Raw genomic sequence first — 23,251 nt, forward strand, 5'->3', positions numbered from 1 at the left:
TCATGAAACATGTAAAAATCTCCGACCTGACAGTCGGCAACGACCTTCCGCTGACCATCATTGCAGGCCCTTGCCAGCTTGAAACGGCAGACCACGCACAGATGATTGCTGGCAAGATGAAAGAGGCCTGCGATGCAGCCGGTGCGCAATATGTCTTCAAGGCATCTTATGACAAGGCGAACCGGACCTCGCTGTCCGGCAAGCGCGGCATGGGCATTGATGCGGGGTTGCAGGTTCTGGACGGTATCCGCAAGACAATGGGCATACCGGTCCTGACCGATGTTCATACCGAAGCGCAGTGCGCCATCGCTGCCAAGGCGGTAGATGTCCTGCAAATCCCGGCGTTCTTGTGCCGCCAGACGGATATGCTGCTGGCTGCGGGCAATACGGGAGCAGTGGTCAATGTGAAAAAGGGTCAGTTTCTTGCGCCGTGGGAGATGCCCAATATCGTGTCCAAGATCGAAAGCACAGGCAACACGAATATCCTGCTGACCGAACGTGGCACTTCGTTCGGCTATAACACGCTGGTGGCTGATATGCGGTCCCTGCCGCAAATGGCCCAAACCGGATACCCGGTGGTGATGGATGCGACCCATTCCGTGCAGCAACCGGGAGGAAAAGGTGGCTCCTCGGGCGGGCAACGCGAATTTGCACCGGTCATGGCGCGCGCCGCCGTGTCGCTGGGTATTGGCGCGGTGTTCATTGAAACACACCAGGATCCGGACAATGCCCCTTCGGATGGGCCCAACATGATTCCGTTGGATCAGATGCCCCAACTCATTGACACTTTGATGCGCTTCGATGCGCTGGCCAAAGCTGATCCTATTCAGATTTAACTACTGAGACTTGTTATGACCAAACCAATTCCCGAGGTAACACCGAACACCTGGAGTTTTCTGCGCGACGCGATGATCAAACCCACCGGGTTTCGCGAATATGACGCCCGCTGGAAATATCCGGAAGAGATCAACCTTCCAGGCATGACAGCGCTGGGCCTTGGGCTGGGTACCCAAATGCGCAGGCGCGGGATCGAACCCGTGATCGCCGTAGGAAACGATTATCGTGACTATTCACTGGCGATCAAAAACGCCCTGATCCTGGGATTGATGCAGGCCGGTATCCGCGTGAAAGACATTGGCCCTGCGCTTAGCCCAATGGCCTATTTCGCGCAGTTTCATCTGGATGTACCGGCCGTGGCGATGGTTACGGCCAGCCACAATCCAAACGGCTGGACTGGGGTCAAAATGGGCTTTGACCGCCCTTTGACACACGGCCCCGACGAGATGTCTGAATTGCGCGACATCGTTCTAAACGGCGAAGGTCAGACGCATGAGGGTGGATCTTGGGAATTCGTCGAGGGCGTGAAGGAAGCGTATATCGACGACCTCGTCGGTGATTTCAAAGTGTCCCGCCCGCTAAAGATTGTCTGCGCAACCGGAAACGGTACCGCTTCGGCCTTTGCGCCCGAAATCTTCGAACGGATGGGGGTTGAGGTCGTCCCCAGCCATAACCGGCTGGATTACACTTTCCCGAATTACAACCCGAACCCCGAAGCGATGGAAATGCTGCATGACATGGCGGCAACGGTAAAATCCAGCGGTGCCGATCTGGCACTTGGGTTTGACGGTGACGGTGATCGTTGCGGCGTCGTCGATGATGAAGGTGAAGAAATCTTTGCCGACAAGGTGGGCGTGATCATGGCCCGCGATCTGGCCAAGCTGCACCCCGGATCGACCTTTGTCGCAGATGTGAAATCTACCGGCCTGTTTGCCAGCGATCCCGAGTTGCAGTCCCTTGGCGTCAAGGCGGATTACTGGAAAACCGGCCACAGCCACATGAAACGGCGCGTCAAAGAAATCGGCGCGCTGGCTGGGTTCGAAAAGTCGGGCCATTACTTTCTGGCCGAACCGGTCGGGCGCGGTTACGACTGCGGAATGCGCGTCGCGGTCGAGATCTGCAAGCTGATGGACCGCAACCCGGATCAAAGCATGTCCGACCTGCGCAAGGCGCTGCCCAAGACATGGTCGACGCCCACCATGTCACCTTATGCAGCAGATACCGAAAAATACGATATCCTGCAGCGTCTGGTCGACAAGCTCGTTGCCAAGGGAGATGCGGGCGAAACACTCGCAGGCCGTGCGATCAAAGAGGTCGTTACGGTGAACGGCGCACGTGTCATTCTGGACAATGGCAGCTGGGGGCTGGTGCGGGCTTCATCCAACACACCCAATCTGGTGGTCGTCTGTGAAAGCAGCGAAAGCGAGGCTGAGATGCGGGCGATCTTTGTCGATATCGATGCGGTGATCAGAACCGAACCCGGTGTTGGAGATTACGACCAGACCATCTGAAGAAAACTGCTTGGGGCATATCTGATTGCCCCAAGCGCAACACTTGCTCAGTTGCCGCCAAACAGTTTGAGCAGCCCTTTCTTCGCCTCTTCTTCAAGCTTGTTCTTAAGCGCATCTTCGATCTGATCGCTGTCCGTGATGGTGGTATCCAGCTCGTTTCCAACCTTCTCGAAAACTTTCTGTTTCGCGTCGTTTTCCAGCTCTTTGACCTTCACATCTGCCGCTGCTTCGATGACCTTGGTCAGATCCGGCTTGATTGACGGGTTGCTCCACGGGCCAACGATACGCACAGGCACCGATATGCCCTGCCCCGAATTGGCCCGCAAAGCTACGGGCGTGAACAGATAATCGATATTGCGCGCACCCAGCCCCACGACCCCCTGACCATCGGCGCGGAAATTCTTAAGCGACATAAGCAGATCGTTATTCGTCAACACACCCTGATCGATGGTGAAGCTGGCCGACAGGCTGTTGAACACCGTTGTTCCGCCCGATCCGGTCCCCTGCCCCATAAGTCGATCCAGATCGAAACCGGATATTACCCCCGTCCCGACATCCAGATTCCCCTTACCGCTGAGAGACCGCATGATCTGATCCTCAGACTGACCGACACCCAGAAACTCAATGGTTCCTGCCGCGCTTCCCGACAGGCGTTCGACACCGGCCAACGTTGACAATGCCTGTTTCAGATCAATCTCACTTGCCGTCACCTTGCCGCCCACGGACAGGCCATTGCGATTGTTGGCAACCACCTGCCCGTTCAACTGACCCGAAAACAACGTCGCCGGATGCATCGCAAGAACCGCCCGCGCGTGATCCAGTGTCAGCGTCAGGTCACTTTTCCCAAACGTCATGCCGGGAACTGCGATTGAGTTGGCCGTCAGGCGAATATTGCCATTCGCCAAAGCCAACGCGGATGCGTCGATTGGGTCTTTTGACCAACCTTCCTGAGCTGGTGAGGCAGGTTGAGACGCGCCACCCGACCCGGTGCCGGTTTCGGATATCTTCGACAGGTCCAGATCGCCCGCATCCAGGCGTGCGACGATCTGAGGGGGATCGGAAATGGTGATATCCGCCTCTCCGACAAACCGGTTGCCATCCAACTGCGCTGTCATATTTCGCAGGGAAATCCGACCGTCCCGCGTATAGGTCATTTGCGCAGAGATATCGGCAACGTTACCCAATCCAGACGGCACAGTCACGCCCGCCTGACCGAAGGCCGCCAGCATCTTTTCTGTATCTTGGGTGATGATCTTTGTGGTTCCGTCCATCTCTCCGGCCAGATTGACGTGGCCGTCAAAGCCGATCTTGCCGCCCGGTGCAGTCAAGGCCAATTCAAGCGCGGTTACGGACCCTGCGGCAAAAGCTGGCAAGTCCGGAATCTTCAGATCGACCTGAACAGCACCTCCGGGTACAGGCATTGATGCCTCCATTACCATCGGTGCAGTGACCTGAGGCCAACTGGCCGACAAGGTTACATCAGGAAAGTCCATCTGCGTGGCACCGTCTTCCACATAGATCAGTCGCGCATTATTAAGCTGCAACTCTTCCAAAGTTACGGCCGACGATGCGCTGGCCGGAACCGTCCCTGCAGACGGTGTGGCCGTCGCGGTGGTCACAGGCGCGCTCAGCTCCCAGTTTCCGCGCCCTTGCGAACGCTCCAGCCGCAGCACCGGGTTTTCCGCGAAAACGCGTTTGATCCGCAGATCCCCATTCAAAAGCGCAGCAGCATCCACGCCCACGGCAAGGCTATCAGCGCTCAGCATCGGCTCTGGCCCGGCCCAGCTGGCGTTCCCAAAACGCACGGGCCCGGTTTCCATCCCCAGCACCGGCCAGAACGACAGGCGCACGTCGCCGCTCAATCTCAGTTCGCGCCCGGTCTGGGCTTTGACCTGCTCAGCCAGAATCGCGCCAAGCTTGTCTCCGGGCATCAGCAAAAGCGCGCCAATTACCAGCGCAATCACTGCCACAACAATAAACAGGATGCGTATCAGCCATTTCATGATCTGCTCTCCGCCTTTTGGCTTGTCTTTGCCGCGATCATTCAAATCGCACGTCACATTTGCAAGAGGAAGCTTTCCCCACTATATGCCGCGCCATGACGACGAACCCGCCAAACCTCCGCCCCGACCTGGCTCCGGCCGCCCGGATCACCGAGACACCCCGTTCAAACCAGCCGACGATCGGCATGGTGTCGCTGGGCTGTCCAAAAGCTTTGGTCGACAGCGAACGCATTCTGACCCGGCTTCGTGCTGAAGGATACGGCATTTCGCCCGATTATGCCGGGGCCGATGCCGTCATTGTGAACACCTGCGGGTTCCTCGACAGCGCCAAGGCGGAATCGCTGGACGCAATCGGAGAGGCGCTGGTTGAAAACGGCAAGGTCATCGTCACCGGCTGTCTGGGGGCCGAACCGGATTACATCCGCGAGCACCACCCCCGCATCATGGCGGTCACCGGACCGCATCAGTACGAGCAGGTTCTGGATGCGGTTCACGCCGCCGTTCCCCCTGACCCTGACCCGTTCGTTGATCTGCTGCCCGCCAGCGGCGTTCGACTGACCCCCCGCCACTACAGTTATCTGAAAATCTCCGAGGGCTGTAACCACAAATGCAAGTTCTGCATCATCCCCGATATGCGGGGAAAACTGGCCAGCCGTCCGGCCCATGCGGTTCTGCGCGAGGCGGAAAAGCTGGTCGAAAATGGCGTGCGTGAACTGTTGGTGATCTCGCAGGATACTTCGGCCTATGGGCTGGACCGGAAATACGATGTGATCCCGTGGAAAGACCGCGAGGCGCGCAGCCACATCACCGATCTGGCCCGAGAACTGGGTCAGATGGATGCCTGGGTACGGCTGCACTATGTCTATCCCTATCCGCATGTGCGCGAGTTGATCCCGCTGATGGCGGACGCCGGGTCCAACATACTGCCCTATCTGGATATCCCGTTCCAGCACGCCCACCCGGATGTTCTGAAACGGATGGCCCGCCCCGCCGCAGCGGCCAAAACTCTGGACGAAATTCAGGCCTGGCGCGCAATCAGTCCCGATATCACCCTGCGTTCGACCTTTATCGTCGGTTATCCGGGTGAGACCGAGGCCGAATTCCAAACCCTGCTGGACTGGATGGACGAGGCGCAACTGGATCGTGTCGGCTGTTTTCAATACGAAAACGTGGATGGTGCGCGCTCAAACGACCTGCCTGATCATGTCCCGGCCGAAATCAAGCAAGAGCGGTGGGATCGCTTCATGGAAAAGGCTCAGGCCATTTCAGAAGCCAAGTTGCAAGCTAAAGTCGGACAAACGCTTCAAGTAATCGTTGACGAAGTGGATGACGAAGCCGCCACCTGCCGCACCAAATCGGACGCGCCTGAGATCGACGGCAACCTGTTCATTGACGAGGGCTTCGAAGGCCTCAAACCCGGCGATATCGTCACGGTCGAAGTGGACGAGGCGGGGGAATACGATCTGTGGGGGAAACCCGTTTGACGCCAGTAACCTGCCCATAATGCCCTCGGGTGAATAGTTACCCCGTACAGCGCAGGTAGAAAAAAACCGCCATGAATGGCGGCGATAATTCCTGAAAATGGTGCAGGCGGTCCGCAATCAGACCGCCTGCGATAAGCTTACTGAGAAACCGGGTTGCAGACAGTCTGACCTGCTTCGGTTGTTGCCAGTTCATAGCCTGCCGAGCAGCTGGCCGAGCCATACTTGTCGTAGTCGGGTTGTACGTAAACAGGGGTCGGTTCTTCCTGCTGCGCACAAGCGGTCAGGACCAGAGCAAATGCGCCAACGGCTGCAAGTTTCAGTTTCATGTCCGTCAATCCTCTATTACTTTTCTGATATTGCCCAGCTTTTCGGGCTGTTTCCAGAGTACGGGCTGAACGGCAATCTGGCAACTGAAACGGTCACTTCCTTGTGAGGAAGAGCGATTCCATGCCAGTTCGAAGCCCAAATGATGATCCTTGCGGCATTACAGCTACCTTTTTGTCTGCATCGTCCTAAACTGTGCGACGTTTCAGCTAAAGACGGAGAAGCCACATGTCAGACACACCCGTTATTGCCCAGAAAACCCCTTTTTCAGTCGAGGTTGTCGAAGGGAAAACCTATTTCTGGTGCGCGTGTGGAAAGTCGAACCGGCAACCCTTTTGCGATGGCTCACATAAAGGTAGCGGGTTCGAACCGGTGAAATACACGGCCGAGACCAGCAAAAAGGTCTACTTTTGCGGGTGCAAACACAGTGCAAACGCGCCGCTATGCGATGGAACGCATAAAGACCTTTGATCAACCTTTTAATCGGTTCAGTGTCTCTGAATTTGCACAGAAATCCGGGGGCGTGTCCGCTGGATGCTGCCGCTGAGCCAGCCAGCTGGTGCATTGCGCATCACAGCCCGATGCGCGACAGCGCGTGACCAGTTCGGCGTATTCTTCGGGCGAAAGCCGCCCTTCGGCCATTGCTTCGCTCAGTGAAATTCCCATGCTTCGCGAGACAGAGCGCGTCAACCAAAAGTGCTTTTCGACCTCACCCAGAATATCCCGAGGCATCACGCGTCCTCCGCTTGCAAAGCTTTGATGGCCTTGAAACGCTCACGGTTCGGGCATGTGCATGGGGCATGATCAATCTGTTCGCGCCGTTCCAGCCACTCAGGGCAGGTTCTGGCCCAGGCACAGCCTCGGCATTGCTGCACGATCTCGGCCCAATCCTCATGTTTCAGGTGACCGTCCCGATAGGCTGCGGCCAGGTCGGTTCCTGTGACCTCGCCCATCCGCAGTACCAAGCGCAGGTGGGCCATGATTTCACCGAGACGTGGCATGGCGAACCTGACAGTTAAGGCATCAATTTGTGCAGTAACTCCTGGTTACGGCAATATTCAGGTGTCCGCCCAGCGGTCGCCATTTTCTTAAGCAGATCCTGACAATGATCCGGGTTCGGACAATCGGTACATCGCAGAACTGCGTCAGAAATCTGGTCGACAGATAGCTTGCCGCCAATGGCTGCTTCCTCAAGATCGATGTCCAGCATTCTGGCCATATCGTCCACCAATCCGGCATGAAGCCGCAAGGACTCTCGGGTGGGCATGCTGTATCCTTTCCCTTTCGCGCTTTACGAAATCCTAGCGCATCCGGAAGGTCAGACTTTGATACAGGTCAAGATTGGGCGCCGATGTGGTCCAGATAGGCCCGGGTTGCATCCTGAACGCGGCGAAAACGGTCCCCACCCAGCTTTTTGCCTCCGTACCAGCGGGTGACGATGATCACGTGATTGTCCAGCCCTGCACGCTCGATCATCCGCAGGATTACCATACCGGCGCCACTTTCCCCATCATCGGCCTTCAGCGCGCCGGTCGGCAAGGAGGCGGCCCACGTGTTATGTGTGGCCTTGGCATAAGATTTATCGGACTTCAGTTGGTCCAAAACCGCGTCGACGTCCGCGCGTGACGCCACAGGCGCGCCAGATACCGCATATTTCGACCCGCGATCCGTCAAAATCACGCCAAGGCGCACAAGATCGGTCATTGCGTCAGTCCCAGTTGCGTCGCGGTTTCAAGCACGATGTGAACGCGCTGCGCGTTTGGCGGGTGGGTGCCCAGAAACCTGTCACCGGGATCCGGAATGCGATCAAAGAACTTTGCCCCGATCAGCGGGTTGTAGCCCGCATTATGTGTAATGATCGTGCCCATCTGGTCAGCCTCAAGCTCAAAATCCTTCACATAAGCCTGAACACCAACCTGCGCCCCAACTTTCTGGGCCTCTTCTATGTCGGCGGCGTCGCCCCCGCGCAGCTTTTCCGCCTTTCCGAACTCAGTTGCGCTTGCGCTGGCATTTTCGCTTTGCCGTGCGATGTGGCCCAGCACGTGATGGGCCGCCTCGTGCCCCATGACAAAAGCCAGTTCATCTGCATTTTGTGTGGAACGGATCATCGCAAGTGTAAAGATTATGGTGGGTTGCTTCTGGTCGTCCAATGTCTGAAACGCATTGGCCGGCGCACGTGGGTTCAGATCAACGAGAATCCGGAATTCGCATTTCTGAGGCCTTGATTGTTTCAAACACTGGCTGCGAGCCTCGGCCCCAATGTTCTGACTGACTTCGCGAAAGGTCTGGGCAACATCCTCAGAACCCGGCCCTTCACCCAGCCAATCCGCAGCAGGTTGCACGCGCAATCCACCTTCCGCACAGGCCGCAAGCAGCAAGGGAAGCACCAAAACAAAGCGTCTGCGCATGTTACATCCTTCGGCTCGGTCTGACCGTGATTTCAACATAGTACGTGCTGTTCAGAGTGACCACGCAATGCTTTGAAACGAACGTCTTGCATTGCGCGTCGACGGCTTGCACTCTGTCCTTATGTTTTCGATTGAGCATGAATTCGACTCGACGGTCATAACGCTTGTGGACGAAGGTGAAAAACCTTTGCAGGAAGATGTTGTGATCAACAATTTCGCCGAATGCGTCACGCTGGAACAGTTTGATCCGCGAACCGACCAGGTGCAAAAGATCACCTTGTCGCCCGAACAGGTCCGCGATCTGGCCGCAGCGCTGGACTTGCCCGAGGGTGTTTACCAGATCCGTGAAACGGGGCCTTAGGGCACATAGACAAACACCTTGTTGCGCGCGGTTTGCCCCTGCTTGAGTGTCAGTGTCGAAGGGGCAACGCCAAGACATTTCGCAAGGATCACCTGAACCGCATGGTTGGCTTTGCCGCTGTCAGGCAGCGCCGTGACAAATACCCTGATCTGCCCGTCTTTCACGACCACCCGGTCGCGCGCGGCCTTGGGTGTAACTTTCAGATGAAACGTTGCCCCGGCGTGCGCCTGCGCGCTGAGATCCGGCAGATCTCGCAGTTTGGATTTCGCCATTGTCGCCCTTTCCCTCAATAGTCTTGCATGATGGGCGGTGGAATGAAATTGATCCACGCGATCCGTCGCCGCGCCCTTGAAACCCTCGGCATGCCGACCAAGATACAGAGACGTGATGTAAAGGAAGTTAACATATGTCCATGAAAAACCCCGCTGCTCTGGAGTTTTTGCAGTCGCGCCGATCCCGACCCGCCAAGACACTGGTTGCCCCGGCTCCGACACGGGACGAATTGCGCCCCCTGCTGACCGCAGCCGCACGCAGCCCCGATCACGGAAAACTGGAACCCTGGCGATTTATCGTTCTGGAACAGGGGGCCATGGCACGGTTGGCAACCCTGACCGAGGCCTGCGGGCAACGGCTGAACAAAAGTCCGGAAGATATTTCAAAAGCGCGCAGCCAGTTCGACATGGGGCATCTGGCCGTAGCCGTGATCGAAGTACAAAAACCGTCCGAGAAAATACCCGCGATCGAACAAACCTATTCTGCGGGCGCGGTCTGTCTGGCCCTGCTGAATGTCGCGCTGGCCGCAGGCTGGGGCGCAAACTGGCTATCGGGTTGGCAAACCCATGACCACGACTTCTGCGTCGACGCCTTTGGGCTTGCCGACAACGAACGTGTCGCCGGGCTGATACATATCGCCACCGAGGGAACAGCGCCACCCGAACGCCCGCGGCCCGATGTGGCAGCCTTGACGGAATGGATCACAGAATGATCATCCTGAACGCCTTTTTCAGCGCGCTCGGCCAGATCGGAGACCCCAAATTCCGCGCCGTTCTGCTGCGCGGTGTAGGTTTGACCATCCTTTTGCTGGGTCTCGCCTGTGCGGGTGCGATCAGTTTGATCAACTGGTTGTCGGGCAGTGAAATCTCTCTGCCGTTCGTCGGCGCAGTGCCATGGCTGAACGACGTTCTGAACTATTCAGGTATCGTTCTCGTCCTGATCCTGCCTGTTTTCCTGATGGTGCCGGTGGCGTCAGCCATCACATCGATCTTTCTGGACGAAGTGGCACAAGCGGTCGAGGACAAGCATTTTCCGGCCTTGCCACCTGCACGACGCATCCCGGTGTCAGAGGCCCTGATGGACGGCCTCAGCTTTCTTGGCGTGCTGATTGTCGCAAACCTGCTGGCGCTGATCCTTTATGCGATCTTCACCCCGTTTGCGCCCTTCATCTTCTGGGCCATGAACGGGTTCTTGTTGGGGCGAGAATACTTCACGCTGGCTGCAATGCGCCGGATCGGGCGGGATGGCGCACGCCAGTTGCGGGCCAGGCATTCGACCACGATCTGGGTCGCTGGAACGCTGATGGCCATTCCGCTGTCGATACCGCTGTTGAATCTGGTGATCCCGATCCTTGGCGCGGCGACATTCACCCATATTTTTCATGCTGTGTCAGGCCAAAAGGTCTGACACAGATTAGCGCGGCTCCAGTTGGTTCAACCAGTCGAAGTCCCGCACTGAAATTGCACCAGATATGATGATCCCGGCAATGATAGCCCACAAAACTACTGCAATGGCGGTGGTGATCCACACCTTAGCCTTCAGATGATGGACTTCCGGCGCGCCCGCATGGGTGCCCGGAACGATATCGTTCAGGTCACCCTGAGTTTTGATGCGAATGGGCAGAACCACAAGCAACGTCATGAACCAGATGACGGCGAACAGCACCAATGCAGCGGTAATGGTCACTTCAGCCCCCCCGGGTTTTGCGGATCATACCTGTTCCAGCTCGACAAGGCAGCCGTTGAAGTCCTTGGGATGCAGGAACAGCACCGGCTTGCCATGCGCGCCGATCTTGGGTTCACCCGACCCCAGAACACGGGCACCGGTCGCTTTTAAATGATCACGGGCGGCGATGATATCTTCGACCTCATAGCATACGTGATGAATACCGCCTGCCGGGTTCTTTTCCAGAAACCCGTTGATAGGGCTGTCGTCGCCCAGCGGGTACAAAAGTTCGATCTTGGTGTTGGGCAGTTCGATGAACACAACCGTGACGCCATGATCCGGTTCGTCCTGCGGCGCGCCAACCTTGGCGCCCAGCGCATTGCGGTATTGCTCGGATGCCGCCTCAAGGTCGGGTACGGCGATGGCAACGTGGTTCAGACGTCCAATCATGTCTCACTCCTGATGTCCTGCGTTGCGTGGGTTATGGGGGCTGCTATGCGAAAGAACAAGTGCGCCAAATCGCGCGTTAACGTCGTGTTAGCCAGAAGTTCCTAGCGTGAAGCATCTGCTGGATAGGAGAGCTGCCATGGACGATTCGGGCCTCATTGCCACCACCGCCGCCACGCCCACCGCAACGCGGCCCTTGCTGGGACAGACAATTCTGGTTGTTGAAGACAGCCGATATGCCTGCGACGCGATCCGCCTGATGTGCCTGCACAGCGGCGCACGTATCCGACGCGCTGACTGCCTGAAATCGGCACGGCGACACCTGCAAATCTATCGCCCTTCGGTCATTCTGGTTGATATGGGCCTGCCCGACGGGTCCGGAGCCGACCTGATCGCCGAACTGGCCGAAGCTTCACCACGGATCAGCGTGATCATGGGCCTGTCGGGCGACGACGCCACCGAAAGTCTGGCGCACGCAGCCGGGGCGGACGGATTTCTTTCCAAGCCAATAAAATCATTGTCTTATTTTCAGAAGTCCATTCTGGAGCGCCTGCCCGAGGATCGACGCCCAAGCGGGCTCCACTCGGTTCGAGATGAAGTCATCCGCCCCGACCCGATGGCCTATCAGGACGATATGGCGCATATCGCCGATGTCCTTACCGGGCCCAACGATCATCGCACGTGGGATTACGCTGCCCAGTTCCTGCAAGGGGTCGCACGGGAAGCCGATGACAGACCGTTGGCAGAAGCCGCCCGAAAGCTGGCGCTGTCACGGGCGAACGGCGCACCGATCACCGCGCAGGCAGCGCAGGTCGCCGGCATGGTGCAGAACCGCCTGGAACAAAGAAAGGCGATTTGACGTGATTGCAGCCTACTTCATCACTGCAACGCTTCTGTGCATCTGGGCCTATCGCCAAACACGGCATGCTGCACGTTCAATTCGTGTCAACCGAGGTGATTTGAACAACCCGCTGGACTGACCCGCGAATACTCGCTGGCATCAAAATGAAACCGCCCGCTAAATGCGGGCGGCTCTCGTTCAGTCCTGCGGAATGAGGCGCAAACCCAGTTCCATCAGCTGATCTGACGTCGGGTCCGACGGCGCATGCATCATCAGGTCTTCGGCCCGCTGGTTCATCGGGAACATCATGACCTCGCGGATATTGGCCTCATCCGCCAACAGCATCACGATCCGGTCGATCCCTGCAGCGCAGCCACCGTGCGGCGGCGCACCGTAGTGGAAGGCGTTGAACAGGGCACCAAATCGGGATTTCACTTCATCCTCGCCATAGCCCGCCAGTTCAAAGGCCTTCAGCATGATCTCCGGCTTGTGGTTCCGGATCGCACCCGACACCAGCTCATATCCATTGCACGCCAGGTCATACTGATACCCGCGCACATCCAGTGGGTTGCCCTGTAGCGCTTCCATGCCGCCCTGCGGCATCGAGAACGGGTTGTGCTCAAAGTCGATCGCGCCGGTTTCTTCGTCTTGCTCGTAGATCGGGAAATCAACAATCCAGGCAAAGGCAAAGCGGTCTTTCTCGGTCAGCCCAAGCTCGTCGCCGATCACATCGCGCGCCTTGCCTGCAACCTTTTCAAAGGCTTTCGGCTTGCCGCCCAGGAAGAACGCCGCATCGCCGACACCCAGACCCAATTGCTGACGGATAGCCTCGGTCCGCTCGGGGCCGATGTTCTTGGCCAGCGGGCCTGCGGCTTCCATCCCTTCGCCCTGATCGCGCCAGAAGATGTAGCCCATACCGGGCAGACCCTCTTTCTGGGCAAAGGCGTTCATGCGGTCACAGAACTTGCGGCTGCCACCGGTTGGCGCGGGGATAGCGCGAATTTCGGTGCCTTCCTGTTCGAGCAGCTTTGCAAAAATCGCAAAACCAGACCCGCGGAAGTGGTCGGAAACCACCTGCATCTTAATTGGGTTCCGCAGGTCGGGCTTGTCCGTGCCGTACCACAGAGCCGAATCCTTGTAGGAAATCTGCGGCCAGTCCTGATCGACCTTGCGACCGCCACCGAACTCTTCGAACACACCGGTCAGAACGGGCTGGATCGTGTCGAACACGTCCTGCTGCTCGACAAAGGACATCTCGAGGTCAAGCTGGTAGAAATCGGTGGGTGAGCGGTCGGCGCGCGGGTCTTCGTCGCGGAAGCAGGGCGCAATCTGGAAATACTTGTCGAAACCCGACACCATAATCAGCTGCTTGAACTGCTGCGGGGCTTGCGGCAACGCGTAGAACTTACCCGGATGCAGGCGCGACGGCACAAGGAAGTCACGCGCGCCTTCGGGTGAGGACGCGGTGATGATCGGCGTCTGGTACTCGCGGAACCCCTGATCCCACATACGCTTGCGCATGGACGCCACCACGTCCGAGCGCAAGGTCATGTTGCGCTGCATCGCCTCGCGTCGCAGGTCGAGGTAACGATAGCGCAGGCGGGTTTCCTCGGGGTATTCCTGATCGCCGAACACCATTAGCGGCAGTTCCTCGGCGGCCCCCAGAACTTCCAGTTCGCGCACGTAAACCTCGATCTCACCGGTGGGCAGTTTCGGGTTCACCAGTTCGGCGGCACGCGCCTTGACGGTTCCGTCGATGCGGATGCACCATTCGGAACGCACCTTTTCAAGCGCAGCAAAAGCGGCGCTGTCGCCGTCACACAGGATCTGGGTTACGCCGAAATGGTCGCGCAGGTCGATGAACAGGACGCCCCCATGATCTCGGACCCGATGCACCCAACCGGACAGGCGAACGGTTTCACCGACATTAGCGGCGGTCAGTGCGGCGCAGGTGTGGCTGCGATAGGCGTGCATGGATCATATCCCTTCGGGCGCAGAATTCGTCGCGCCGATACACCCTGTCAGGCCCGGAAAGTCAAGGCGGGTCGCCCTGTCAAAACGGCCTTTGCACGTTGCCTGAGTAGAAATAGACACCCAGCCCGACCGCAAAGATGATATTGCCCGCAATCGCGTGCAACAGCACCGCATAGAAGAACGAGCCGCGCTGCCTGTAGGCCCATGTAAACAGCAGCCCGCCCGCAAATGTCATGAGGGCGACAATCCAACTCCAATACATCAGATGCGCGAACGAGAAGATGGCAGCATTCAGCACATAAGCCGCACGCCCCTCTGGCAGGATCGCGTGATAACGCCGGAAGAACAGTGGGCGGAACAGCAGTTCCTGAGGCAGTGCAGACAAAACAGGATAACCGATCCAGATAAGCACCAGCATCTCAGGGCGGTGTACTGGCAGAAAAAACGCGGCGTCGGGGCGTGTCACCTGAATCAGCCCAACGCAAAACACGGACATGAAAGCGGTAAACAGCACAACTTCGCGAAGCGACCAGTTGGCCCAATCATAGCGCAACTCGGCCCATTGAAAGCCCGGTGTCCAATGCAGCAGCATGATCCCCAGCCCGGTCAGGGCAAACAGAGCCGGAAACATCCAGTTCGGTGGAAACAAAACCGCGATGATCAGCGGCAGGACAACATAGAACAGGCCGAACTCGACCCTTAACCGCGGCAATGCAACCGGCGGTCCGACCATCGCGCTGTCTTTGGTCACGTGTCTATCAGCTCCACCCGGATCAGCCCGCGCAATGAATTGCCCATGTAGGCAGTTTGTGCATTTTTCAGGTCGCTCAAGGTCAGCACGGCCTCAGACACCGTTCCTTTATCCAGTAATTCTTCGCGCAATATGCCAGGCAACAGACCGCTGGACAGCGCAGGTGTCAGAATACGACCGTCCTGTTTTTCGACGAAAAGGTTGCTGATGGTGCCCTCACACAGCTCATCAAGCTCATTCAGGAATAACACCTCGTCTATGCCATCCGTCAGCGCGGCGCGAGTATTGTCATAAAGGGCGCGGCGGCTTGTCTTGTGACGCAGCCAAAGATCATTGGAAGCCAGTCGCTGATCAGACAGGGCGATGCGCCAGACCGGAGGGTTGCTGGCCAGAACCCCGGTGGTCAATTCGAATGCACCCGATGCGTCCAGTGTAAGGCGGCACCGCAAGGGGGTGTCGCCCAACGCGCCATCCAGCGCGGCGGTCGCTAAATCCGGGTTGAAGGGAAGGCCAAAGGCCGCAGCGGTTCGGGCCATGCGCGCAAGGTGACGGTCTTTTCGGACAAAGCCCTGACCTGGCCGAAACGCCAGTGTTTCGATCAGGCGGAAATCAGGCTCAGCTGGCGGGCGAAGCGGGCTTTCCATAGCGCCTCCTCATATTCTGCCGGGGCGGTGCTGTCCCAGACAAGGCCCCCGCCCACGTTCAGGGTGGCCTGATCGTCTTCCAGCATCAGCGTACGGATGGCCACGTTGAACTCGGACCGCCCATCAGGCGCGGCCCAGCCGATGGTGCCACAATAGATGTCGCGCGGCCAGGGTTCCAGCCCGGCCAGAATTTCCATGGCGCGAATTTTGGGGGCGCCCGTGATCGAGCCGCAGGGAAACAACGCCGTCAGTATATCGCTGAGCCCTGCGCATTTGAGCAACTGGGCACGGACAAGTGAAACCATCTGATGCACTGTCGCATAGGTTTCCACCTTGAACAGTTCAGGGACATGAACGGAACCGGGCAATGCGACACGGCTGATATCGTTGCGCAGAAGATCGACGATCATCAGGTTTTCCGCCCGGTTCTTTTCGTCCGTGGTCAGAAACGCCCGGCGCCGCATATCCTCGTCCGGGTCTTCGCTGCGCGGCTGGGTACCCTTCATCGGTCGTGTCTCGATCTTTCCATCCGCGTCTGTGCGGAAGAACAACTCTGGCGAGCGGCTGAGCAAATCCGGTAACCCGACCTGCTGCACCAGCGCGCCATGCCCAACGGGCTGCCCCGCTGCCAGTGCCGCATAAAGGGTTTCACTGCTGCCCGAGACGGTCAGGTCAATCGGAAAGGTCAGGTTCGCCTGATAGATATCACCGGCACCGATAGCACCATGCACCACCTGAAAGGCTTCGCCATAGCGCGCCTCGTCCCAGCGCGGCTGAAACGCGCGCACCACGCCTGCGGGCGTCGGTAAAGAAACCCGATCCGGCGCGCCGTAGACCCCAAAGCACAGCAAGGGCAGCCGACGCGATTCCGGCAAAAGTTTGATCAGCCGGGGTTCAAGCACATATCCCAGTTCATAACTGGCATAGCCAGCCAGCCAGGCCCCGCCCGCGCGCGCCTCATCCAGCGCCGCCAGAGCCTGGGGCACGTCCTCCGCCGTATCCGCGCGGATAATCCGAGTCGGGCGCTGAAACCGGGTTCCGCGACCGGCTGGTCCCTGATCAAAACGAATACGCAACTGCATCCTCTTTTGCCGTGAAGGGCGATATAGAGAATACTCTGGCAGGGGAAAGGGGGGAAAGCGGCAATTTCGCTTCTGTTTCCGATACCCCTTGAACCTTTCTGCGTGGTCCCTATAACGCACGACAATTTGGGCGCTTGGGCGGCGCCCGCGACTCGTACAAAATCGAAGGGGCCAGGCCATGCCGAAGAGAACCGACATCAAGTCGATCATGATCATCGGGGCGGGTCCCATTGTTATCGGTCAGGCCTGCGAGTTCGACTATTCCGGCGCTCAGGCCTGCAAGGCCCTGCGCGAAGAAGGTTACCGGGTTATTCTGGTCAACTCGAACCCGGCGACAATCATGACTGACCCCGGACTTGCCGATGCCACCTATATCGAGCCGATCACGCCCGAGGTCGTCGCCAAGATCATCGAAAAGGAACGCCCTGACGCCCTGCTGCCCACAATGGGCGGGCAAACCGGTCTGAACACCTCGCTCGCGCTGGAAGAGATGGGGGTGTTGGACAAGTTCGGTGTCGAGATGATCGGTGCCAAACGCGACGCCATCGAGATGGCCGAGGACCGAAAATTGTTCCGCGAGGCGATGGATCGGCTGGGGCTGGAAAACCCCAAAGCCACCATCGTGACCGCCCCCAAGAAGGCCGACGGCTCTGCCGATCTGGACGCAGGTGTTCAGATCGCTCTGGACGAGCTGGAGGAAATCGGCCTGCCTGCCATCATCCGCCCGGCCTTTACCTTGGGCGGCACAGGCGGCGGCGTGGCCTATAACCGCGAGGATTATATCCATTTCTGCCGCTCGGGCATGGATGCCTCGCCTGTCAACCAGATCCTGGTCGATGAAAGCCTGCTGGGCTGGAAAGAATACGAGATGGAAGTGGTGCGCGACACCGCCGACAACGCCATTATCGTCTGCTCCATCGAAAACGTCGACCCAATGGGCGTGCACACGGGTGACTCGATTACCGTGGCCCCTGCCCTGACGCTGACCGACAAGGAATACCAGATCATGCGCAACGGCTCGATTGCCGTCCTGCGCGAGATCGGGGTGGAAACCGGTGGCTCGAACGTGCAATGGGCAATCAACCCCGATGATGGCCGCATGGTTGTGATCGAAATGAACCCGCGCGTGTCGCGTTCATCGGCGCTGGCCTCCAAGGCGACGGGTTTCCCTATTGCCAAGATCGCCGCGAAACTGGCCGTCGGCTACACGCTGGACGAGCTGGACAATGACATCACCAAGGTCACGCCTGCGTCGTTCGAACCTACCATCGACTATGTCGTCACCAAGATCCCGAAATTCGCGTTTGAAAAATTCCCCGGCTCTGAACCCTACCTGACCACTGCAATGAAGTCAGTGGGTGAGGCGATGTCCATCGGGCGCACCATCCACGAATCCATGCAGAAGGCGCTGGCATCGATGGAATCCGGCCTGACCGGGTTTGATGAGATCGAAATTCCGGGGTTGAGCATCGGCCTGTGGGATGAGGTCGAAAGCAGCGATGACAAGGCGCATGTCATCAAGGCGATCAGCAAGCAGACCCCCGACCGTCTGCGCACTATCGCACAAGCCATGCGTCATGGCCTGGCCGACGATGAAATCTTTGGCGTCACCAAGTTTGACCCCTGGTTCCTGGCCCGCATTCGCGAGATCATCGAAGCAGAACGCACCGTGCGCAAGGACGGTCTGCCAGTGACCGAAGAAGGCATCCGCAAGCTCAAGATGCTGGGCTTTACCGATGCGCGTCTGGGCAATCTGTCAGGCCGCAGCGAAGATAACGTGCGCCGCGCCCGCCACAATCTGGGCGTTACCGCGGTCTTCAAACGCATCGATACCTGCGCTGCTGAGTTCGAAGCGCAAACCCCCTATATGTACTCGACCTACGAAGCCCCTATGATGGGCGATGTCGAATGCGAGGCACGCCCAAGCGACCGCAAGAAGGTCGTTATTCTTGGTGGTGGTCCGAACCGGATCGGTCAGGGGATCGAGTTCGATTATTGCTGCTGCCACGCCTGTTATGCGCTGACCGAGGCCGGGTACGAGACCATCATGGTCAATTGCAACCCCGAGACGGTTTCGACCGACTACGACACCTCGGACCGTCTGTATTTTGAGCCGCTGACCTTTGAACACGTCATGGAAATCCTGACGAAAGAACAGGAAAATGGCACGCTGCACGGCGTGATCGTTCAGTTCGGTGGTCAAACACCGTTGAAGCTGGCCAACGCGCTCGAGGCCGAGGGTATTCCGATTCTGGGTACCACGCCGGACGCAATCGACCTGGCCGAAGACCGCGAACGGTTCCAGGCGCTGGTCAATGAACTGGGCCTGAAACAGCCCAGAAACGGCATTGCCTCGACCGACGAAAAGGCGCTGGAGATTGCGGAAGAGATCGGTTTCCCGCTGGTCATCCGCCCCTCTTACGTTCTGGGCGGTCGCGCGATGGAAATCGTGCGCGATATGGATCAGCTGCGACGCTATATCAACGAGGCCGTTGTGGTCTCGGGCGACAGCCCCGTACTGCTGGACAGCTATCTGGCCGGCGCGGTCGAACTGGACGTAGACGCCCTGTGTGACGGCACCGACGTTCACGTCGCGGGCATCATGCAGCACATCGAAGAAGCGGGCGTTCACTCGGGCGATTCCGCCTGTTCGCTGCCGCCCTATTCGCTGTCGAAAGAGATCATCGGGCAGATCAAGGATCAGGCGTTCAAGCTGGCCAAGGCGCTGAATGTTGTTGGCCTGATGAATGTGCAATTCGCGATCAAGGATGATGAAATCTATCTGATCGAAGTGAACCCGCGCGCCTCGCGCACCGTGCCGTTTGTTGCCAAGGCCACCGACAGTGCGATTGCGTCGATTGCGGCGCGTATAATGGCGGGCGAGAAGTTGGCCGATTTCCCGATGCGCCCGCCCTATCAGGAAGGCAAGGACACCAAGATCGCCGACCAGATGACGCTGGCCGATCCGGACATGCCGTGGTTCTCGGTGAAAGAGGCCGTCATGCCCTTCGCCCGTTTCCCCGGCGTCGACACCATCCTTGGCCCGGAAATGCGCTCGACCGGCGAGGTGATGGGCTGGGACCGTGACTTCCCACGCGCGTTCCTCAAGGCGCAGATGGGCGCGGGCATGGTGTTGCCGTCCTCTGGCCGTGCGTTCATTTCGATCAAGGATGCCGACAAGGGCAAAGCCATGCTGGAAGCGGCGCAAGTTCTGGTTGACCAGGGCTTTACGCTTGTGGCCACGCGCGGGACCCAAAGCTGGCTGGACGAACAGGGTGTTGCCTGTGACGTTGTGAACAAGGTGTACGAAGGCCGCCCGGATGTTGTGGACATGCTGAAAGACGGTCAGGTGCAGCTGGTGATGAACACCACCGAAGGTGCGCAGGCGGTTGAGGACAGCAAGGCCATCCGCTCGATCGCGCTGTATGACAAGATCCCGTATTTCACCACCGCTGCAGGGGCCAACGCCGCAGCACTGGCGATCAAGGCACAAGCTGAGGGCGACGTCGAGGTGAAATCGCTACAGGGGTAAAGACCCCTGAACCAAACGGAAAAGCCTCAGAGGAAACTCTGGGGCTTTTCTTTAGTTCCAATATTTTACGCAGGATATTCTACCGTCTTTCTTCGTTCGTCACGGGCGAAGAACAGCAGATAGAACACCGGTGCCGCGACCATTGTCAGCACGGTGGCAAATGCCAGACCGCCCATGATCGTCACTGCCATCGAGACGAAGAAAGCATCCGTCAGCAGTGGCGCCATGCCCAGAATGGTCGTGACAGCCGCCAGCATGACAGGCCGCAAACGCGACACGGATGCTTCGATGATTGCCTCGCGCAGGGGCTTGCCGGTGGCGCGGACCAGATCGATTTCCTCGACCAGAACAATGCCGTTCTTGATCAGCATACCCGACAGGCTGAGCAGGCCCAGAAGCGCTGTAAAGGTGAAGGGCAGCCCTGTTCCCAGCAGGCCGATCACCACGCCGTTCACGGACATCGGCACCAGCAGCCAGATGATGATCGGCTGACGGATCGCGTTGAACAACAGGACCGAAATCAACACCATGATCAGCAGGCTCAGCGGCAATTGTCTGCCCAGGCTTGCCTGTGCTTTGCGCGAGTTTTCGAACTCACCGCCCCACTCCATCTTGTACCCGGGCGGCAATTCGATGGCCTCGATGGCGTCTCGCACTTCGGCGTGAACCTGTGCCGCAGTCAGGTCGGGCGGGATGTCCGCGCCGACGGTGATAGTCAGAACCCGATCACGACGGTGAACCAGCGTATTGAGCGTTTTGTACTCGAATCCATCCACCATTTGTTCAATTGGTACAAATTTTTCCGACTGGTCCGAGTACACGACCTGATCGACGATCGAGTAATCTCCGTCCGCAGGTCGGCGCAGGATGATCGGGATCAGGCGGTCGCGCTCGCGGAACACACCACCCGTAATGCCGTCGGTCGAGAATTGCAGGGTGGCGGCGATATCTTCGCGTGTGACACCGGCTGTCTGCGCCCGTTCGGTGGCATAGATCGGTTGCAGAGCCAGTTCCTGCTCGCGCCAGTCGTGATGAACCAACAGCGCGTTCGGGGATGCGGCGGCCATGCGCTGCACCGCCTCGTCCGCGAGCTGGCGCAGCACGACCGGATCGCTGCCCGAGAAGCGGGCCTGAATCGGATCACCACCGCCGGGGCCAAAGACCAGGCGCTTGGTGCCGAACTCACCTTCGGGGAACTGGACGGACCCAAACGCCTCAAGATCCGCTTGCAGCGCCGGGATGTCGTCCAGGCTTGCTGTGCGGATGACCATATGCCCATAGCTGGGGTTCGGCTTTTCGGCTGAATACGTCAGCATGAAACGAGTAGCCCCCTGGCCGACAAAGGTCGTGACCGAGACCACGTCGTCGCGTGCTGCCAGCCACTCTTCGAACACCGCCATGTCTTCGGCGGTTCGTGCAATCGGTGTGCCCTGCGGCAGTTTGTAGTGCACAAAGAACAAAGGCGTGTTGGAGTTGGGGAAGAACTGCTGTTTCATCAGCCCAAACCCGGCATAGCACACGACGGTTACGCCGACGAGACCAGCAACAACCAGCCAGCGGAAGCGCAGCGCAAAGCGCAGGATCGCACCATAGGTGCGGAACAGGAGGCCGCCGTAAGCGTCGATCTCGCCTGCTTTGCCCTGTTTGAAGAAGTAGTGCCCCAAAAGCGGCGTGACGGTGATCGCCAATACCCAGCTGAGCAACAGTGAAATACCAATCACGGCGAACAGAGAGAACAGGAATTCTCCGGTTGCGTCAGGGCTGAGGCCAATGCCCGCAAAGGCCATGATGCCAATCACGGTCGCACCCAGCAGCGGGATCTGGGTTTTTGACGCTACATCCTCGGCCGCATCGCGCGAGGACTGGCCGCGCAGCATGGATATCTGCATCCCTTCGGCCACGACGATGGCGTTGTCCACCAGCATCCCCATGGCGATGATCAGGGCACCCAATGAGATTCGCTCCATCTCGATTGAGAAGAGCGACATGAACAGAAGCGTGCCGACCACGGTCAGCAGCAGGGTCGAGCCAACGACAATGGCCGCGCGCCAGCCCATGAAGATGCCCAGCACGGCGACCACGATGGCCACCGACATGGCAAGGTTCACGAGAAAGTCGTTCGAGGCCTGTTCGACCACCACATGTTGTTGATAGATCGGCAGGATTTCGACACCGAAGGGAATGCTTGTGTTCAATTCCGCGAACTTTGCATCAGCACGTTTACCAACCTCGACAATGTTTTCCGTGGCCAGACCCGCGATGCCCAAGGTGAAGGCCTCGGTCCCGTTGTAGCGGATAATGATGTCGGGGTCGTTCTGACGGGCGCGATAGACATCGGACATGTCAAAGAGGTTGATCACCTGCCCTTGCGAACCGACAGACAGGCCCGCAATGGCCGACACGCTGTCCGACCCTTCAGCCGTCAGGATGGTGGTGCGGTCGTTATCAGAGCGCAAGGACCCTGAGGAATTGACCGAATCCGCATTGGCAATCGCCTGGTTGATTGCTTGCAGCGGGACATTCTGGTTCACCGAAATCGCCAGATCGGGTTCGACAAAGATCGCCTCGTCCGGCAGGCCCTGAACCTCGACATCCGCAACGCCGTCAACGGTCAGCAGTTCCCGCCGCAGGAAGGTTGCCAGTTCGTGCTTTTCAGCGTCCGAGAACCCTTGGGCGGTCACCGCATAGAACAGGCCGAACACGTCGCCGAACCCGTCATTCACAAACGGTTGGCCGACGCCCGATGGCAGGCCGCGCGCGGCGTCGCGCACCTTGGCCCTGAGCCGGGTCCAGATGGCGGGCAGTTCGGTGCCGTCGTATGTAGACTTGATCTCAACCTCGATCAGCGACCGTCCGGGTTGATTGACCGAGGTGATGACGTCCACCTCGCCCATCTGCTGTATGGCGGATTCCAGCGGTTCCGATACTTCCAGCGCCACCTGTTCGGCGGTGGCGCCCGGGTATTGCGTGATGACAACCGCGTTCTTGATTGTAAAGGCCGGGTCTTCCAGACGGCCAAGCGATGTGAATCCCCAGATGCCCCCAATGAGGGCAATGAGGATGACCAGCCATGTGTAAAGCGGCCGGTCGATTGAGGCGCGGGCGATGTTCATC

General features: G+C 58.5%; 24 protein-coding genes. 9 read left to right on the forward strand and 15 right to left on the reverse strand.

Annotated elements, in window-relative coordinates:
• Window positions 1-2: 2 nt before the first annotated feature.
• Complete coding sequence (gene kdsA / locus ACR0DS_RS03010; protein ID WP_480557762.1) at window positions 3-836, forward strand: 3-deoxy-8-phosphooctulonate synthase; 834 nt, start codon at window positions 3-5, stop codon at window positions 834-836.
• 15 nt (window positions 837-851) lie between these two features.
• On the forward strand, window positions 852-2,348 hold the full coding sequence (locus tag ACR0DS_RS03015) for a phosphomannomutase/phosphoglucomutase (protein ID WP_480557764.1): 1,497 nt from the start codon (window positions 852-854) through the stop codon (window positions 2,346-2,348).
• Between the two features lie 47 nt (window positions 2,349-2,395).
• On the opposite strand, the gene ACR0DS_RS03020 is transcribed toward ACR0DS_RS03015, so the two are convergent.
• Window positions 2,396-4,351, reverse strand: a complete 1,956-nt coding sequence (locus ACR0DS_RS03020) for an AsmA family protein (protein WP_480557766.1) — start codon at window positions 4,349-4,351, stop codon at window positions 2,396-2,398.
• A 95-nt stretch (window positions 4,352-4,446) separates the two neighbouring features.
• On the opposite strand from ACR0DS_RS03020, the gene rimO reads away from it, so the two are divergent.
• Window positions 4,447-5,835, forward strand: coding sequence for a 30S ribosomal protein S12 methylthiotransferase RimO (gene rimO, locus ACR0DS_RS03025; protein ID WP_480557768.1), 1,389 nt, complete (start codon window positions 4,447-4,449; stop codon window positions 5,833-5,835).
• 137 nt (window positions 5,836-5,972) lie between these two features.
• Here the strand turns inward: rimO and ACR0DS_RS03030 are convergent, their stop codons facing one another.
• Window positions 5,973-6,161, reverse strand: coding sequence for a hypothetical protein (locus tag ACR0DS_RS03030; RefSeq protein ID WP_209504738.1), 189 nt, complete (start codon window positions 6,159-6,161; stop codon window positions 5,973-5,975).
• A 226-nt stretch (window positions 6,162-6,387) separates the two neighbouring features.
• On the opposite strand from ACR0DS_RS03030, the gene ACR0DS_RS03035 reads away from it, so the two are divergent.
• Window positions 6,388-6,630 carry a CDGSH iron-sulfur domain-containing protein gene (locus tag ACR0DS_RS03035; RefSeq protein WP_480539280.1) on the forward strand — a complete coding sequence of 81 codons (243 nt, stop codon included), beginning with the start codon at window positions 6,388-6,390 and terminating at the stop codon, window positions 6,628-6,630.
• On the opposite strand, the gene ACR0DS_RS03040 is transcribed toward ACR0DS_RS03035, so the two are convergent.
• The 5 genes from ACR0DS_RS03040 to ACR0DS_RS03060 all read right to left on the reverse strand — a co-directional run bounded on the left by ACR0DS_RS03040 (window position 6,631) and on the right by ACR0DS_RS03060 (window position 8,567).
• Complete coding sequence (locus ACR0DS_RS03040) at window positions 6,631-6,891, reverse strand: DUF6455 family protein (protein ID WP_480557770.1); 261 nt, start codon at window positions 6,889-6,891, stop codon at window positions 6,631-6,633. It abuts the gene before it with no gap.
• A complete protein-coding gene (locus ACR0DS_RS03045; RefSeq protein ID WP_267366459.1) occupies window positions 6,891-7,160 on the reverse strand; it encodes a DUF6455 family protein in 270 nt (89 codons plus the stop codon). Before ACR0DS_RS03045 ends, ACR0DS_RS03040 begins: the two co-directional genes overlap by 1 nt.
• Before the next feature lie 14 nt (window positions 7,161-7,174).
• Window positions 7,175-7,426 carry a DUF6455 family protein gene (locus ACR0DS_RS03050; RefSeq protein ID WP_267366457.1) on the reverse strand — a complete coding sequence of 84 codons (252 nt, stop codon included), beginning with the start codon at window positions 7,424-7,426 and terminating at the stop codon, window positions 7,175-7,177.
• A 68-nt stretch (window positions 7,427-7,494) separates the two neighbouring features.
• Window positions 7,495-7,863, reverse strand: coding sequence for a YigZ family protein (locus tag ACR0DS_RS03055; RefSeq protein WP_480487612.1), 369 nt, complete (start codon window positions 7,861-7,863; stop codon window positions 7,495-7,497).
• On the reverse strand, window positions 7,860-8,567 hold the full coding sequence (locus ACR0DS_RS03060; protein ID WP_480557772.1) for a M48 family metallopeptidase: 708 nt from the start codon (window positions 8,565-8,567) through the stop codon (window positions 7,860-7,862). Before ACR0DS_RS03060 ends, ACR0DS_RS03055 begins: the two co-directional genes overlap by 4 nt.
• A gap of 121 nt (window positions 8,568-8,688) precedes the next feature.
• Between ACR0DS_RS03060 and ACR0DS_RS03065 the strand changes: the two genes are divergently transcribed.
• Window positions 8,689-8,928, forward strand: a complete 240-nt coding sequence (locus ACR0DS_RS03065) for a hypothetical protein (RefSeq protein WP_267364243.1) — start codon at window positions 8,689-8,691, stop codon at window positions 8,926-8,928.
• Here the strand turns inward: ACR0DS_RS03065 and ACR0DS_RS03070 are convergent.
• Window positions 8,925-9,200, reverse strand: coding sequence for a DUF167 domain-containing protein (locus ACR0DS_RS03070; protein WP_480557774.1), 276 nt, complete (start codon window positions 9,198-9,200; stop codon window positions 8,925-8,927). The genes ACR0DS_RS03065 and ACR0DS_RS03070 overlap by 4 nt on opposite strands.
• Before the next feature lie 134 nt (window positions 9,201-9,334).
• Here ACR0DS_RS03070 and ACR0DS_RS03075 point away from each other — a divergent pair, with 134 nt between their 5' ends.
• Window positions 9,335-9,913, forward strand: a complete 579-nt coding sequence (locus tag ACR0DS_RS03075) for a nitroreductase family protein (RefSeq protein WP_480557776.1) — start codon at window positions 9,335-9,337, stop codon at window positions 9,911-9,913.
• Window positions 9,910-10,608, forward strand: a complete 699-nt coding sequence (locus tag ACR0DS_RS03080) for an EI24 domain-containing protein (protein WP_480539294.1) — start codon at window positions 9,910-9,912, stop codon at window positions 10,606-10,608. Before ACR0DS_RS03075 ends, ACR0DS_RS03080 begins: the two co-directional genes overlap by 4 nt.
• Before the next feature lie 6 nt (window positions 10,609-10,614).
• Here ACR0DS_RS03080 and ACR0DS_RS03085 read toward each other — a convergent pair whose 3' ends face one another.
• Window positions 10,615-10,887 carry a DUF1467 family protein gene (locus ACR0DS_RS03085; protein WP_480557780.1) on the reverse strand — a complete coding sequence of 91 codons (273 nt, stop codon included), beginning with the start codon at window positions 10,885-10,887 and terminating at the stop codon, window positions 10,615-10,617.
• Window positions 10,888-10,911: 24 nt separating this feature from the next.
• A complete protein-coding gene (mce, locus tag ACR0DS_RS03090) occupies window positions 10,912-11,316 on the reverse strand; it encodes a methylmalonyl-CoA epimerase (protein WP_170346086.1) in 405 nt (134 codons plus the stop codon).
• Window positions 11,317-11,452: 136 nt separating this feature from the next.
• Between mce and ACR0DS_RS03095 the strand changes: the two genes are divergently transcribed.
• A complete protein-coding gene (locus ACR0DS_RS03095; RefSeq protein ID WP_480557782.1) occupies window positions 11,453-12,172 on the forward strand; it encodes a response regulator in 720 nt (239 codons plus the stop codon).
• A gap of 180 nt (window positions 12,173-12,352) precedes the next feature.
• Here the strand turns inward: ACR0DS_RS03095 and aspS are convergent, their stop codons facing one another.
• The 4 genes from aspS to ACR0DS_RS03115 form a co-directional block, all read right to left on the reverse strand.
• A complete protein-coding gene (gene aspS / locus ACR0DS_RS03100; RefSeq protein WP_480546128.1) occupies window positions 12,353-14,128 on the reverse strand; it encodes an aspartate--tRNA ligase in 1,776 nt (591 codons plus the stop codon).
• A gap of 79 nt (window positions 14,129-14,207) precedes the next feature.
• Window positions 14,208-14,879 (reverse strand): CPBP family intramembrane glutamic endopeptidase, encoded by a 672-nt coding sequence (locus ACR0DS_RS03105; protein ID WP_480505950.1) that lies wholly within the window; start codon window positions 14,877-14,879, stop codon window positions 14,208-14,210.
• Window positions 14,876-15,523 (reverse strand): aminotransferase class IV family protein, encoded by a 648-nt coding sequence (locus ACR0DS_RS03110; RefSeq protein WP_480482218.1) that lies wholly within the window; start codon window positions 15,521-15,523, stop codon window positions 14,876-14,878. Before ACR0DS_RS03110 ends, ACR0DS_RS03105 begins: the two co-directional genes overlap by 4 nt.
• Entirely contained in the window at window positions 15,478-16,605 is a 1,128-nt protein-coding gene (locus tag ACR0DS_RS03115) for an aminodeoxychorismate synthase component I (protein ID WP_480482220.1), read from the reverse strand. The genes ACR0DS_RS03110 and ACR0DS_RS03115 overlap by 46 nt, the downstream gene beginning before the upstream one ends.
• A gap of 178 nt (window positions 16,606-16,783) precedes the next feature.
• Between ACR0DS_RS03115 and carB the strand changes: the two genes are divergently transcribed.
• Complete coding sequence (carB, locus tag ACR0DS_RS03120; protein WP_480539304.1) at window positions 16,784-20,137, forward strand: carbamoyl-phosphate synthase large subunit; 3,354 nt, start codon at window positions 16,784-16,786, stop codon at window positions 20,135-20,137.
• A gap of 65 nt (window positions 20,138-20,202) precedes the next feature.
• Here carB and ACR0DS_RS03125 read toward each other — a convergent pair whose 3' ends face one another.
• On the reverse strand, window positions 20,203-23,250 hold the full coding sequence (locus ACR0DS_RS03125) for an efflux RND transporter permease subunit (RefSeq protein WP_480557784.1): 3,048 nt from the start codon (window positions 23,248-23,250) through the stop codon (window positions 20,203-20,205).
• Between the last annotated feature and the right edge of the window lies 1 nt (window position 23,251).

The sequence above is a fragment of the Ruegeria sp. AF5 genome (genome assembly GCF_056541905.1).

Excerpts from the sequence above, each read along its gene's own strand:
- kdsA (WP_480557762.1), top strand. The coding sequence starts at position 3 with ATGAAACATGTAAAAATCTCCGACCTGACAGTCGGCAACGACCTTCCG.
- ACR0DS_RS03015 (WP_480557764.1), top strand. The coding sequence starts at position 852 with ATGACCAAACCAATTCCCGAGGTAACACCGAACACCTGGAGTTTTCTG.
- ACR0DS_RS03020 (WP_480557766.1), bottom strand. The coding sequence starts at position 4,351 with ATGAAATGGCTGATACGCATCCTGTTTATTGTTGTGGCAGTGATTGCG.
- rimO (WP_480557768.1), top strand. The coding sequence starts at position 4,447 with ATGACGACGAACCCGCCAAACCTCCGCCCCGACCTGGCTCCGGCCGCC.
- ACR0DS_RS03030 (WP_209504738.1), bottom strand. The coding sequence starts at position 6,161 with ATGAAACTGAAACTTGCAGCCGTTGGCGCATTTGCTCTGGTCCTGACC.
- ACR0DS_RS03035 (WP_480539280.1), top strand. The coding sequence starts at position 6,388 with ATGTCAGACACACCCGTTATTGCCCAGAAAACCCCTTTTTCAGTCGAG.
- ACR0DS_RS03040 (WP_480557770.1), bottom strand. The coding sequence starts at position 6,891 with ATGCCTCGGGATATTCTGGGTGAGGTCGAAAAGCACTTTTGGTTGACG.
- ACR0DS_RS03045 (WP_267366459.1), bottom strand. The coding sequence starts at position 7,160 with ATGCCACGTCTCGGTGAAATCATGGCCCACCTGCGCTTGGTACTGCGG.
- ACR0DS_RS03050 (WP_267366457.1), bottom strand. The coding sequence starts at position 7,426 with ATGCCCACCCGAGAGTCCTTGCGGCTTCATGCCGGATTGGTGGACGAT.
- ACR0DS_RS03055 (WP_480487612.1), bottom strand. The coding sequence starts at position 7,863 with ATGACCGATCTTGTGCGCCTTGGCGTGATTTTGACGGATCGCGGGTCG.
- ACR0DS_RS03060 (WP_480557772.1), bottom strand. The coding sequence starts at position 8,567 with ATGCGCAGACGCTTTGTTTTGGTGCTTCCCTTGCTGCTTGCGGCCTGT.
- ACR0DS_RS03065 (WP_267364243.1), top strand. The coding sequence starts at position 8,689 with ATGTTTTCGATTGAGCATGAATTCGACTCGACGGTCATAACGCTTGTG.
- ACR0DS_RS03070 (WP_480557774.1), bottom strand. The coding sequence starts at position 9,200 with ATGGCGAAATCCAAACTGCGAGATCTGCCGGATCTCAGCGCGCAGGCG.
- ACR0DS_RS03075 (WP_480557776.1), top strand. The coding sequence starts at position 9,335 with ATGTCCATGAAAAACCCCGCTGCTCTGGAGTTTTTGCAGTCGCGCCGA.
- ACR0DS_RS03080 (WP_480539294.1), top strand. The coding sequence starts at position 9,910 with ATGATCATCCTGAACGCCTTTTTCAGCGCGCTCGGCCAGATCGGAGAC.
- mce (WP_170346086.1), bottom strand. The coding sequence starts at position 11,316 with ATGATTGGACGTCTGAACCACGTTGCCATCGCCGTACCCGACCTTGAG.
- ACR0DS_RS03095 (WP_480557782.1), top strand. The coding sequence starts at position 11,453 with ATGGACGATTCGGGCCTCATTGCCACCACCGCCGCCACGCCCACCGCA.
- aspS (WP_480546128.1), bottom strand. The coding sequence starts at position 14,128 with ATGCACGCCTATCGCAGCCACACCTGCGCCGCACTGACCGCCGCTAAT.
- ACR0DS_RS03110 (WP_480482218.1), bottom strand. The coding sequence starts at position 15,523 with ATGGAAAGCCCGCTTCGCCCGCCAGCTGAGCCTGATTTCCGCCTGATC.
- ACR0DS_RS03115 (WP_480482220.1), bottom strand. The coding sequence starts at position 16,605 with ATGCAGTTGCGTATTCGTTTTGATCAGGGACCAGCCGGTCGCGGAACC.
- carB (WP_480539304.1), top strand. The coding sequence starts at position 16,784 with ATGCCGAAGAGAACCGACATCAAGTCGATCATGATCATCGGGGCGGGT.
- ACR0DS_RS03125 (WP_480557784.1), bottom strand. The coding sequence starts at position 23,250 with ATGAACATCGCCCGCGCCTCAATCGACCGGCCGCTTTACACATGGCTG.